The 12,225-nt window shown below is 67.0% G+C and carries 12 protein-coding genes; 10 read left to right on the top strand and 2 right to left on the bottom strand.

Going from position 1 to position 12,225, the window contains the following annotated elements:
* The 5 genes from ccoG to H2052_RS05880 form a co-directional block, all read left to right on the top strand.
* The coding region (ccoG, locus tag H2052_RS05860) for a cytochrome c oxidase accessory protein CcoG (protein ID WP_293779103.1) at nucleotides 1-1,116 on the top strand (1,116 nt) is incomplete at its 5' end.
* Nucleotides 1,113-1,568: a FixH family protein gene (locus tag H2052_RS05865; protein WP_293779105.1), complete on the top strand. Its 456-nt coding sequence runs from the start codon at nucleotides 1,113-1,115 to the stop codon at nucleotides 1,566-1,568. The genes ccoG and H2052_RS05865, both read left to right, overlap by 4 nt.
* Before the next feature lie 8 nt (nucleotides 1,569-1,576).
* Nucleotides 1,577-3,700: a heavy metal translocating P-type ATPase gene (locus tag H2052_RS05870; RefSeq protein ID WP_293779107.1), complete on the top strand. Its 2,124-nt coding sequence runs from the start codon at nucleotides 1,577-1,579 to the stop codon at nucleotides 3,698-3,700.
* A complete protein-coding gene (gene ccoS, locus H2052_RS05875) occupies nucleotides 3,697-3,849 on the top strand; it encodes a cbb3-type cytochrome oxidase assembly protein CcoS (RefSeq protein ID WP_293779109.1) in 153 nt (50 codons plus the stop codon). Before H2052_RS05870 ends, ccoS begins: the two co-directional genes overlap by 4 nt.
* Entirely contained in the window at nucleotides 3,849-4,064 is a 216-nt protein-coding gene (locus H2052_RS05880; protein WP_293779111.1) for a hypothetical protein, read from the top strand. The genes ccoS and H2052_RS05880 overlap by 1 nt, the downstream gene beginning before the upstream one ends.
* Nucleotides 4,065-4,226: 162 nt before the next feature.
* Here H2052_RS05880 and H2052_RS05885 read toward each other — a convergent pair whose 3' ends face one another.
* Entirely contained in the window at nucleotides 4,227-4,874 is a 648-nt protein-coding gene (locus tag H2052_RS05885; protein WP_293779382.1) for an OmpW family outer membrane protein, read from the bottom strand.
* A gap of 122 nt (nucleotides 4,875-4,996) precedes the next feature.
* Nucleotides 4,997-6,316 (bottom strand): oxygen-independent coproporphyrinogen III oxidase, encoded by a 1,320-nt coding sequence (gene hemN / locus H2052_RS05890; protein ID WP_293779113.1) that lies wholly within the window; start codon nucleotides 6,314-6,316, stop codon nucleotides 4,997-4,999.
* Nucleotides 6,317-6,432: 116 nt separating this feature from the next.
* On the opposite strand from hemN, the gene H2052_RS05895 reads away from it, so the two are divergent.
* Genes H2052_RS05895 through fdhD form a run of 5 tightly spaced genes read left to right on the top strand, consistent with a single transcriptional unit; the run spans nucleotide 6,433 to nucleotide 12,215 of the window.
* A complete protein-coding gene (locus tag H2052_RS05895; RefSeq protein ID WP_293779115.1) occupies nucleotides 6,433-6,855 on the top strand; it encodes an NAD(P)H-dependent oxidoreductase subunit E in 423 nt (140 codons plus the stop codon).
* 3 nt (nucleotides 6,856-6,858) lie between these two features.
* The gene (locus H2052_RS05900) at nucleotides 6,859-8,382 is read left to right on the top strand and encodes an NADH-ubiquinone oxidoreductase-F iron-sulfur binding region domain-containing protein (protein WP_293779117.1); all 1,524 of its coding nucleotides are present in this window, start codon (nucleotides 6,859-6,861) and stop codon (nucleotides 8,380-8,382) included.
* Nucleotides 8,379-11,222, top strand: a complete 2,844-nt coding sequence (gene fdhF, locus H2052_RS05905; RefSeq protein WP_293779119.1) for a formate dehydrogenase subunit alpha — start codon at nucleotides 8,379-8,381, stop codon at nucleotides 11,220-11,222. The genes H2052_RS05900 and fdhF overlap by 4 nt, the downstream gene beginning before the upstream one ends.
* Nucleotides 11,219-11,440 (top strand): formate dehydrogenase subunit delta, encoded by a 222-nt coding sequence (locus tag H2052_RS05910; RefSeq protein WP_293779121.1) that lies wholly within the window; start codon nucleotides 11,219-11,221, stop codon nucleotides 11,438-11,440. The genes fdhF and H2052_RS05910 overlap by 4 nt, the downstream gene beginning before the upstream one ends.
* Nucleotides 11,433-12,215 carry a formate dehydrogenase accessory sulfurtransferase FdhD gene (gene fdhD, locus H2052_RS05915; protein WP_293779122.1) on the top strand — a complete coding sequence of 261 codons (783 nt, stop codon included), beginning with the start codon at nucleotides 11,433-11,435 and terminating at the stop codon, nucleotides 12,213-12,215. The genes H2052_RS05910 and fdhD overlap by 8 nt, the downstream gene beginning before the upstream one ends.
* Nucleotides 12,216-12,225 lie beyond the last annotated feature (10 nt).

Here is a 12,225-nt window from a genome sequence, read left to right on the forward strand (position 1 = left end):
ACCGTGTGGACCGATCTTTTCCTCCACGTCGAACGCTTCATCGACGGCGATCGCAACGCGCAGATTCGTCTGAAGAAGGCGCCGATGGGCGCGACCAAACTCGGCAAGCGCACCGCGAAATACGCGATCTGGCTGGCGATCGCGATGGCGACGGGCGGCGCGTGGATTTTCTATTTTGCCGACGCGCCGACGCTGGCGCGCGAGCTGTTCACAGGCGAAGCGCCCTTCGTTGCCTATGCAACCGTCGGCGTGCTCACCGCCACCACCTTCATCTTCGGCGGCTTCATGCGCGAGCAGGTGTGCATCTACATGTGCCCGTGGCCGCGCATCCAGACCGCGCTGATGGACGAGAGATCGCTCACCGTCACCTACAAGGACTGGCGCGGCGAGGCGCGCACGCACGGGCTGAAGAAAGCGCATGCCGAGATCGCCGATTTCGACAAGGTCGGCGATTGCATCGATTGCGACCAGTGCGTCGCCGTGTGCCCCACGGGCATCGACATCCGCGAAGGGCCGCAGATCGGTTGCATCACGTGCGCGCTCTGCATCGACGCCTGCGACAAGGTGATGACGCAGATCGGCCGGCCGCGCGGCCTCATCGACTATGTGACCGAGGAAAGCGCCGAGCTTGAAAAGACGGGGCAGCCACCCAAGCCCGTTGTCCGCACGCTGCTCCGGCCGCGCACGATTGCCTATTTCATGCTGTGGGGCAGCATCGGCCTTGCCATGCTGTTCGTGCTCGGCCAGCGCACGCGCATCGACATCAGCGCACTGCAGGACCGCAACCCGCAATTCGTCCGCCTGTCCGACGGCCACATCCGCAACAGCTACACGGTGAAGGTCCGCAACATGGAAAACCGCCCGCGCACGGTGGAGATCGGCATCGATGGCCTGCCGGACGCGATCATGTGGACTGCCGAAGGCACGCGCGACACCGGCGGCCGCACCGTGAAGATCGAAACTCCCGCCGACGCCGTCGCCAAGACCCGGATTTTCGTGGCCACGCCCGCCGAGGGCGAACCGCGCCAGGAAATCTTCTTCACCGTGCGTGGCCTCGACGCGACGGGCGGCACCGACCGCGACAACGTGTATTTCGATCGGGAGGTCGCGAAATGACCCGCCGTTTCACTGGGCGCCACATGCTGATCGTGATGGTCGCCTTCTTCGGCACCGTGATCGCGGTGAACGTGACGATGGCAATGTTCGCGACGCGCACTTTCGGCGGCACGGTCGTCGACAACTCCTACGTCGCCAGCCAGAAGTTCAACGGCTGGCTCAAGGAAGCGCGCGATCAAGATGCGCTCGGCTGGTCGCTGGGGCTGACGATGGGCGGAGACCGCCGTCCGATGATCGCGGCCGCCGCAGGCGAGACTCCGCTCGCCGGCGCCGTCGTCACGGCAACCGCGAAGCACCCCGTGGGCCGCGCGCCCGACATCGCCCTCACCTTCACGGAAGTGGCACCCGGACAATTCCGCGCGATGCAGCCGCTGCCCGCCGGACGCTGGAACATCCACATGGAAGCCGCGCGCGATGGCGCCGTGCTGCGCCGGATCGCCGACCTTTCATGAAACACGACATGCCCGTTGCGGCCGCCGGCGCGGCGATGCAGATGAAGACATCGGTCTTTGCCGTGCCGGGTATGCGCTGCGCGGGCTGCATCTCGAAGCTGGAAAAGGGACTTTCGGGCATCGAAGGCATTGCCGCGGCGCGTGTCAATTTCGGCGCGAAGCGCGTCACGCTCACGCACGATCCGGCGTTCGACGAACCGGCGCTCAAAGCCGTGATCGGCAAGGTCGGCTTCGATGCCGAGCCGCTCCCCAACGATCTCGTCGAAAGCACAGATGGCGAAAGCCGCATGTTGCTGCGCGCGATGGCGGTCGCCGGTTTCGCGGCGATGAACATCATGCTGCTGTCGGTTTCGGTGTGGTCGGGCGCCGAAGGGCCGACGCGCGACATGTTCCACTGGCTGTCTGCGCTGATCGCGATCCCCACGATTGCCTATTCGGGTCGGCCCTTCTTCCGCTCCGCACTCGGCGCGCTTCGGCGCGGACGCACCAACATGGATGTGCCGATCTCGATCGGCGTTCTGCTCGCCACCGGCCTCAGCCTGTTCGAAACCGCGACCAGCGGCCCCCATGCCTATTTCGATGGCGCGGTGATGCTGCTGTTCTTCCTGCTCACCGGCCGCTGGCTCGACAGCGTGATGCGCGACCGCGCGCGCGGCGGCGTCACGCAGCTTCTCCGCCAGACCGCGCGCGGCGCCTATGTGATCGGCGAGGACGGACGCGAGCGTTGGTGTGAGGCACGCGCGCTCGCGCCTGGAATGCGGATGCACGTCGCCGCCGGCGAACGCCTCGCCGCCGACGGCATCATCGAGGAGGGCGCCAGCGCGTTCGACCTCTCGCTGCTCACCGGCGAAAGCGCGCCGCAACCGCGCGCGCCCGGCGACACCGTACTTGCCGGCACGCTCAATCTCGGCGCGCCGGTCGTGGTCCGTGCAAGCGCGGTTGGCGCCGATACCGCCATTGCAGATATCGCGCGGCTGATGGAAAGCGCCGGCCAATCCAAATCGCGCTACGTGCGCGTCGCGGATCGTGCCGCCCGCTGGTATGCGCCCGCCGTCCATACGCTCGCCGCGCTCTCCTTCGCGGGCTGGATGCTCGCGGGCGCGGGATGGCACCATTCGCTTGTCATCGCGGTCGCCGTGCTCATCATCACCTGCCCCTGCGCGCTCGGCCTCGCCGTGCCTGCCGCGCAGATCGTCGCGTCGGGGGCTCTGATGCGCCGCGGCGTGCTGGTAAAGGACGGCAGCGCGCTCGAGCGCCTCTCCGAAGTCACCACCGCCGCCTTGGACAAGACAGGCACGCTGACGCTCGGCCGCCCCGTGCTGGTCAATCCCGACGTCGTGCCCGAAGCCGATGCGCCGGTGTTGCTGGCACTGGCCTCGGCGAGCCGCCACCCGCTCGCCGAAGCCGTGCGCCGGCATTTCGAGCACACAGGCATCGCCCCCGCCGTGCTCACCGATGTCACCGAAACGCCGGGCGAAGGCGTCACCGGCCGCTATCGCGGGCACGACGCACGGCTCGTCCGCCCCCCGGCCTCCAGCGATACCGGCATGGCAAGCCGTTTCGCCATCGGGGCCAGCACAGATGTGCTGCTGCGCTTCGAAGATGCGCTGCGCCCCGATGCGCGCGCCACGATCCACCAGCTCGCCGCGCTCGGCATCGAATCCTCGATCCTTTCGGGCGACCGCACCGAAGCCGTCGCGGAAACGGCGGCGGCAATCGGGATCGGCGCCGTCGCTGCGCTGACGCCGGCGGGCAAGCTCGGCCTCATCCGCGCGATGACGCAGGAAGGCGACAAGGTGCTGGTGGTCGGCGACGGGCTCAACGACGGCCCGGCGCTTGCCGCGGGCCACGTCTCGATGGCGCCCGCCTCGGCGAGCGATGTGGGCCAGAATGCGGCCGATGCCGTGTTCCTCGGCGACAGCCTCGCGCCGGTCGCCGCCGCCATCCGCGCCGCGCGGCGGACGATGGCGGTCGTCCGGCAGAACTTCGCGCTCGCCATCGGCTACAACGTCGTTGCCGTGCCGCTCGCGGTGATGGGGCATGTGACGCCGCTGATCGCCGCGCTCGCCATGTCGGGCTCGTCGGTCATCGTCATCGCCAATGCACTCAGGCTCCGGAGCGCGGCGGAATGAACGGCCTCGTCGTCCTCATCCCCGTCGCGCTCGGGCTCGGCCTTGCGGGACTCGCCGCGTTCTTCTGGTCGGTGCGCTCCGGCCAGTTCGAGGATCTGGACGGCGCCGCCGTGCGCGTCCTCCTCGACGATGACGAGGATATAAAATGATGCGCGGCCTCATGCCCATGCTGCTCGCCGCGTTCACGATGGGCGTGCCCGATGCGGCGCTCGGTTCGCAGCGGATGATGGAGATCTGCAGCAGCGACGGCCAGCGCAAGGTCATCGTCGTCGAGGGCGATCCGTCTGCGCCACAGGATACGCCGCATTGCGACCGCAAGGCCTGCCACGCCGCCTGCCAACGGAGAGCGTTCGGGCAGCGTTAGAATGCGGTGCGCCCCACTGCGCTCGGGACGAAGGCGGCTATTACTCTACGTCCATCATCCCGAGCGCAGTCGAGGGACGCACAACCTTACCGCCCGTCGAAAACAAAACCCCTCCCCGGCAGGCTGCCGGGAAGGGGTTTTGTTTTTTTCTGGGCCAAGGCTTCAGAAGCGGAAGCCGACGCCCGCGCCGACGACGATCGGATCGATATTGATCTCCACGCGCTGGGTTCCTGCCGCGGTCGTATCGAGGCGCGCGGTCGTATCCATGTCGATGTATTTGACATCGAGGTTCAGGAACATCTTCTCGTTGAGATCGATGTCGAGCCCGGCCTGAACGGCCCAGCCGAAGCTGTCCTTCAGCCGTACGCGGGTTTCGCCGACGGCACCTTCAAGCGCGTTCGATGCCTTGTCGTTGTAGAACATCGTGTAGTTGACGCCCGCGCCGACATACGGCCGCACCTTGCCTTCGGGCATGAAGTGATACTGCGCCGTCAGCGTCGGCGGCAGCACCCACGTGGAGGCGAGCTTGCCGATCGTTCCGGTCGTGCCCGTCTTGCCGCTCGCCGTGTGCTTGGTCGTGGCGGCGATCAGTTCGAAGCCGATGTTGTTTGTCGCCATATAGGTGAAATCAACCTCTGGCGCGATGGCATTGTCGAGGCTGACCTTCTCACCCGGGAAGGCGGGCAGAACGCTGCCGCTCTTCTCGTTCGGCGCCACGACGATGCCGCGCAGCCGCACCAGGAAGTCACCGGCCGCGGCGTGGGCCAAATTCGGCGAAATTGTGGCCGCTACGGCAATGCCCATCAGCATGGCGGCCTTGATACGGGTCATCTGAAATCCCCTTCAACGTGATTGACCCCTCGGCGATACGCCCCTTGCGTTCCATCACTTTGATCTGCCGCAAACATCGGCAATTTGTGGAACCGATGTGGTTATATTGCGCTACTGAACCGCTGTGCGTCCGGATGGCGGTAAATATCGAAGCAGGATGCGATTGCGCGCGCATAGGGCAGCGCGCCGGTCTTCAGCGAAATTGCATTGTCGCCCACGCTGCAAAGCCCACGTTCGACGAAGGGCTGCAAGCGCTGCCGCGTGTCGGCATCGGGCGGATGCCCCTCGAAGGACGCCCAGCCGCCGCACAGAATCGCCTCGATGATCGCGCCGCGCCGGCGGTCGTCTTCGGTGCGATACACGCCGAGTGCGCCTGTCAGCTTCCCGTCGCCGGCAAGCCCGCGATAGCGGCCGACGTTCTTTTCGTTCTGCACGAAGCGATCGGGGAAACTGCTGATCGCGGTAGCGCCGAGGCCGAGAAGGACGGTGCTCTCATCGTCGGTGAAGCCCTGGAAATTCCGCCGCAACCGGCCGTTTGCCACCGCGCGCGCCATGCTGTCGTCCGGCAGCGCGAAATGATCGAAGCCGATTGCCGTGTATCCGGCGGAAACCAGCATCTCATACCCCCGCTCCGCCATGCGGAAGCGGGCCTCGGCGCCGGGCAGATGCGTGCCGTCGATCCGCCGCTGGCGCGGAATGCGCGAGGGCAAATGCGCGTAGCCGAACAGCGCGATACGATCGGGCCTGAGCCGGATCGCCTCCTCCAGCGTGTCGGCAAGGTCGGCGTCGGTCTGTTCGGGAAGGCCGTACATCAGATCGAAGTTCAGCGAGCGGACACCCGCGCTGCGCAGCGACTCCACGGTACGCTGTATATCGTCCAGCGGCTGCACACGGCCGATCGCCGCCTGCACGTGCGGCGCGAACGTCTGCACGCCGAGGCTGACGCGGCGGAACGGTGCCATCGCGACGATCCGTTCCCATTCGGGCGTGTAGCTGCGCGGATCGAGTTCGATCGCCATTTCGGGGTCGAGCGCGCGGAAGGCGAATGTCAGCCGCTCCAGCAGGCGCACGAACGCAATCGGCGGCACCGCATTCGGACTGCCGCCCCCGAACGCGATGCTGCGCACACGGCCGCGCCCCTGCAGCGCCCGCGCGACCGTGCCGATCTCGCAGCCCAGCGCCTGCATGTAGGCCCCGAGCCGCTGCCGGTGCCCCGCTGCCCCGGTGTTGCACCCGCAGTACCAGCAGATCGCGTCGCAGTAAGGGATATGGAGATAGAGCGAGAGAGGCGTCTCCGCCTCCACCGCTGCAAAGCCTTCCGCATGGAAATCCGCATCCACCGGGCGGAATTCCGCCGCGGTCGGATAGCTCGTGTAGCGCGGCACGGCGCTGCTCAGAAGTTCGGGGTAATACCTCCACATGGCGGCGTTTTCGCGCCGCGCGCAATCCGGGTCATTGACGCAGGTCAATCGACGCTGCGTGCAACAAAGCCGAATTGAAATTGTTCATGAGGATCGTCGGCGCTACACCGCCCTGCATGAGGGACGATCGCCTGGCCGACATCATCGCGGCACACCACCACCGCGAGGGTGCGCTGCTGCCTATTCTGAACGACGTACAGGCCACATTCGGCTGCGTTGACGAGGATGCGATGCGCAGCATTGCTGCAGCACTCAACCTTAGCCGTGCCGAGGTGCATGGCGTGGTCAGCTTCTATCACGACTACAAGGCGAAGGCCGATCCGCGCCCCGTCCTCAAGCTCTGCCGCGCAGAGGCGTGTCAGGCGCGCGGCGTCGAGGCGCTTGTCGCGGGCGCTGAAAAGGCCGCAGGAGAGCGCGTGCACATCGAGACCGTCTACTGCCTCGGCCTCTGCTCGGTCGGCCCCGCCGCGATGGCGAACGGCAACGTTCATGCCCGGCTGGACGGTAACCGCCTCACCGCTTTGATCGAGGCGCTGTAAACCATGCAGATTCGCATTTCCGACGATGCGGCCGCGCTTGCCTGCGGGGCGGACGCCGTTGCCGAAGCCTTCGCGAAGGCGGGCCATGCGCCGCAGCGCGTATCGAGCTGGGGGATGCACTGGCTGGAACCGCTCGTCGAGGTGGACGGCATCGGCTACGGCCCGGTGACGGCGGGGCGCGTGGGCGACATCCTCGCGGGCCTCGCCGACGATCTCCGCATCGGCACCATCGCCGAGCATCCGTTCATCAAGGGCCAGCAGCGCCTCACCTTCGCGCGTTTCGGCAAGACACGCCCGCTCAGCCTCGACGACTACGCCGCGACCGGCGGCTGGAAGGGCCTGGAGCGCGCCCGCGCGCTGGGGTCGGACGATACGATCGCCGAAGTGCTCGCCTCCGGCCTTCGCGGGCGCGGCGGCGCGGGCTTCCCGGCGGGCATCAAGTGGCGCACGGTCGCCGATGCGCCGGGGGCGCGCAAATTCATCGTCTGCAACGCCGACGAAGGCGACAGCGGCACGTTCGCCGACCGCATGGTGATGGAGGGCGATCCCTTCATGCTCATCGAGGGGCTCGCCATCGCCGGACTCGCCGTGGGCGCAGGCAAGGCCTACGTCTATATCCGCAGCGAATATCCGCACGCGATCGCGAAGATGGAGGCCGCAGTGAGCCTCGCCTCGCCGATCATCGCCCCGTTCGCGGTGGAAATCCGCACAGGCGCGGGCGCCTATGTGTGCGGCGAGGAAACCTCGTTGCTGAACAGCCTTGAAGGCAAGCGCGGCGAGGTCCGCGCGAAGCCGCCGCTGCCCGCGCACGAAGGCCTGTTCGGCTGTCCCACGGTCATCAACAACGTGCTGACGCTCGCCGCCGTGCCGTTCGTGCTGGCCGAGGGCGCCAAGGCCTACGCCGACTACGGCATGGGCCGCTCGCGCGGCACGATGCCGATACAGCTTGCCGGAAACATCAAATACGGCGGCCTTTATGAAACCGCGTTCGGCATCACGCTCGGCCAACTCGTGAACGACATCGGCGGCGGCACCGCGAGCGGCCGCCCCGTGCGCGCCGTGCAGGTCGGCGGGCCGCTCGGCGCCTATATCCCGCCCCATCAGTTCGACCTGCCGTTCGATTACGAAGCCTTCGCGGCGGCGGACGGCCTCATCGGCCACGGCGGCATCGTCGTGTTCGACGACAGCGTGGACATGGCGCAGCAGGCGCGCTTCGCGATGCAGTTCTGCGCGGCAGAAAGCTGCGGCAAGTGCACCCCCTGCCGGATCGGCGCGGTGCGCGGCGTCGAGACGATCGATCGCATCCTCGCCGGCGGTCGCCGCGCGGACGGAGTCGAAACCCTGCCGCAAATCCACAACGCCCCCCGCCGCGCGCGCAGCACCGAGGACGAGATCGCACTGCTCCGCGACCTTTGCGAAACCATGAAATTCGGTTCGCTCTGCGCGCTCGGCGGTTTCACACCCTACCCCGTACTTTCGGCGCTCAATCACTTCCCGGAGGATTTTGTGGTAGAGTCCGCATCATGACCTACGCTCGCCAAAGCGATTTCGGCACGCCCGCCGTGTCCGCAGATGAGACCGTCACGCTTACCATAGACGGACGCGCCGTAACGGTTCCGCAAGGCACGACCGTGATGCGCGCCGCTGCCGAGATCGGCACTGCCATCCCCAAGCTCTGCGCGACTGACAATCTCAAATCGTTCGGCTCCTGCCGCCTCTGCCTCGTCGAGATCGACGGCGCGCGCGGCACGCCCGCCTCCTGCACCACGCCGGTCGCGCGCGGCATGGTCGTCCACACCGAAACACCCCGCCTCCAGAAGCTGCGGCGCGGTGTGATGGAGCTTTACATCTCCGACCACCCGCTCGACTGCCTCACCTGCTCGGCGAACAATGACTGCGAGCTTCAGGACCAAGCCGCCGCCGTCGGCCTGCGCGACGTCCGCTACGGCTATGAGGGCGAGAACCATCTCGCGCTCGACCTCGATACGTCGAACCCCTATTTCGATTTCGACCCTTCGAAGTGCATCGCCTGCTCGCGCTGCGTGCGCGCCTGCGACGAGGTGCAGGGCACGTTCGCGCTAACCATCGAAGGGCGCGGCTTTGAATCGAAGGTCTCGGCGGGCCTTGGTTCGGACGATTTCCTCGGTTCCGAATGCGTCTCATGCGGCGCCTGCGTGCAGGCCTGTCCGACAGCGACCTTGCAGGAAAAATCGGTGAAGGAGATCGGCCTTCCCGACCGCAGCGTCGTCACCACCTGCGCCTATTGCGGCGTCGGCTGCACCTTCCGCGCGGAGATGCGCGGCGAGCAGCTCGTGCGCATGGTGCCGTGGAAAGACGGCAAGGCCAATCGCGGCCACAGCTGCGTCAAGGGCCGCTTCGCCTGGGGCTATGCCCAGCACGCCGACCGCATCCTGAAGCCGATGATCCGCGCCAGCATCGATCAGCCGTGGCGCGAGGTCGAATGGGACGAGGCCTTCGCCTACGCCGCCTCCGAATTGAAGCGCATCGCCGCGAAATATGGGCGAAGCGCGCTCGGCGGCATCACCTCGTCGCGCTGCACCAACGAAGAGACCTTCCTCGTCCAGAAACTGGTCCGCGCCGGTTTCGGCAACAACAATGTCGATACGTGCGCGCGCGTCTGCCACTCGCCGACCGGCTATGGCCTGAAGACCACCTTCGGCACCTCGGCGGGCACGCAGGATTTCGACAGCGTCGAACAGAGCGACGTGATGCTCGTCATCGGCGCCAACCCCACGGACGGCCACCCGGTCTTCGCCAGCCGCATGAAGCGGCGCCTCAGGCAAGGCGCGAAGCTGATCGTCATCGATCCGCGCCGCACCGATCTCGTCCGCTCGCCGCATATCGAGGCAGAGCACCACCTGCCGCTGCGCCCCGGCACCAACGTCGCGGTGCTGACCGCGATGGCACACGTCATCGTCACCGAAGGCCTCGCCGACGAGGCATTCATTCGCGAACGCTGCGACTGGGACGAGTATCAGGACTGGGCGGCATTCGTGTCGAACGCGAAGAATTCGCCCGAAACGCTCGCACCCGTCACCGGCGTCGACCCCGCCGAGCTTCGCGCCGCCGCGCGCCTCTACGCCACGGGTGGCAATGCCGCGATCTATTACGGCCTCGGCGTCACCGAACATAGCCAGGGCTCATCAACCGTCATGGCGATCGCCAACCTCGCGATGGCGACCGGCAACATCGGGCGGCCCGGCGTCGGCGTGAATCCCCTGCGCGGCCAGAACAACGTGCAGGGCGCATGCGACATGGGCAGCTTCCCGCACGAGCTTTCCGGCTATCGCCACATCTCGGACGCGAGTGCCCGCAAACTCTTCGAGGACGACTGGGGCGTCCGCCTCGATCCCGAACCGGGCCTGCGCATCCCAAACATGCTCGACGCCGCCGTCGATGGCGTGTTCAAGGCGCTCTACGTGCAGGGCGAGGACATCCTCCAGTCGGACCCGGACACAAAGCACGTCGCCGCCGGCCTCGCCGCGATGGAATGCGTCATCGTCCACGACCTGTTCCTCAACGAGACCGCGAACTACGCGCACATCTTCCTGCCCGGCTCCACCTTCCTCGAAAAAGACGGCACCTTCACCAATGCCGAGCGCCGCATCCAGCCGGTGCGCAAGGTGATGTCGCCTTTGAATGGCCTCTCCGATTGGGAAGTGACGCAGCGCCTCGCGCAGGCGATGGGGCTCGACTGGAACTACACGCACCCCTCGCAGATCATGGACGAGATCGCGCGCCTCACCCCGAGCTTCGCGGGCGTCAGCTTCGATCGGCTTGATGCCGAAGGCTCGCTGCAGTGGCCGGTGAACGACGCCGCGCCGGACGGCACGCCCGTGATGCATATCGACGGCTTCGTGCGCGGCAAGGGCAAGTTCGTCGTCACCGATTATGTGCCCACCGATGAGAAGACAGGCCCGCGCTTCCCGCTGCTGCTCACCACGGGCCGCATCCTTTCGCACTATAATGTCGGCGCCCAGACGCGGCGGACCGCCAACGTGGCCTGGCACCCGGAGGACCTTCTCGAAATCCACCCGTCCGACGCCGAGAATCGCGGCCTCAAGGACGGCGACTGGGTGAAGCTCGCCAGCCGTTCGGGCGAGACGACACTGCGCGCGCTGGTAACGGACCGCGTGGCGCCGGGCGTCGTCTACACCACCTTCCACCACCCCGCGACGCAGGCGAACGTGGTGACGACGGACTATTCGGACTGGGCCACCAACTGCCCCGAATACAAGGTCACCGCCGTGCAGGTCAGCGCCTCGAACGGGCCGACCGACTGGCAGGAGGATTATTCGCGCCGCAGCGAACGCGCCCGCCGCATTGAAAGCATCGCCGCCGAATGAACAGCCTCGAAAAGCTCGTTTACATGGCGAACCAGATCGCGCGAAATCTGGAAACCGAAGGCGACAAGGCAGCCGACACCGCCGCCGCGCATATCGTCGCCTTTTGGGACCCGCGCATGAAGAGCATGATCCTCAGCCATCTCGATGCGGGCGGCGAAGGTCTCTCCCCCGGCGCGCGCGCGGCGCTCGACAAGGTCCGCGCCGCCGCTCATGCCTGATACCGCCGCGCGGCCAGCGCCGTTCACCGAAATCTTCGCAAATGGCGGCAGCACCGCGATCACCCGCGAAATTCCGGTCGAGGCGCCCGTCGCGCTCGAATTCAACGGCATCGCCTACGCGGTGATGATGGCGACGCCAGCCGACCTCCCCGATTTCGTCACCGGCTTCGCGATCACCGAGCAGCTTGTCGCCAGCGCGGACGAGATCGAGGACATCGACGTCGCCGAGACCGACAAGGGCTGGATCGTCCGCGCCCAACTCGCGCCGCGCGCCGCCGCGCCGGTGCTGGAGCGCGCGCGCCGCCGCGTTTCCGAGAGCAGCTGCGGCCTCTGCGGCATCGAGAACCTCGAACAGATCGCCCGGCCACTGCCGCGCATCGCCGATCCGCTGAACGTGGATGCAGCGGCGATCTTCGCCGCGCTTGGCGCACTCCGCAAACAGCAGCACCTCGGCCGCCGCACCGCCGCCGTTCACGCCGCCGCCTTCTGCGATACCACCGGCCGCATACTGGATGCGCGCGAGGATGTCGGCCGCCACAACGCGCTCGACAAGCTGATCGGGGCGCTCGCTCGTGCGGGCACGCCGGCGGCGGACGGCGTCTTCCTGCTCACCGCGCGCTGCAGCTACGAGCTCGTCGAGAAAACCGTCGTCGCGGGCGGCCGTGCGCTCGCCACCATCTCGGCGCCGACAACGCTCGCCCTTGACCGCGCGAAAGCGGCGGGTCTCGCGCTTCACGTGCTCGCAAGGGAAGATTCACTCTTGCGCGTCATGTAGCGCTTGGGTC

The sequence above is a fragment of the Sphingosinicella sp. genome, assembly GCF_013911755.1.
Classification (GTDB): Bacteria; Pseudomonadota; Alphaproteobacteria; order Sphingomonadales; family Sphingomonadaceae; genus Sphingosinicella.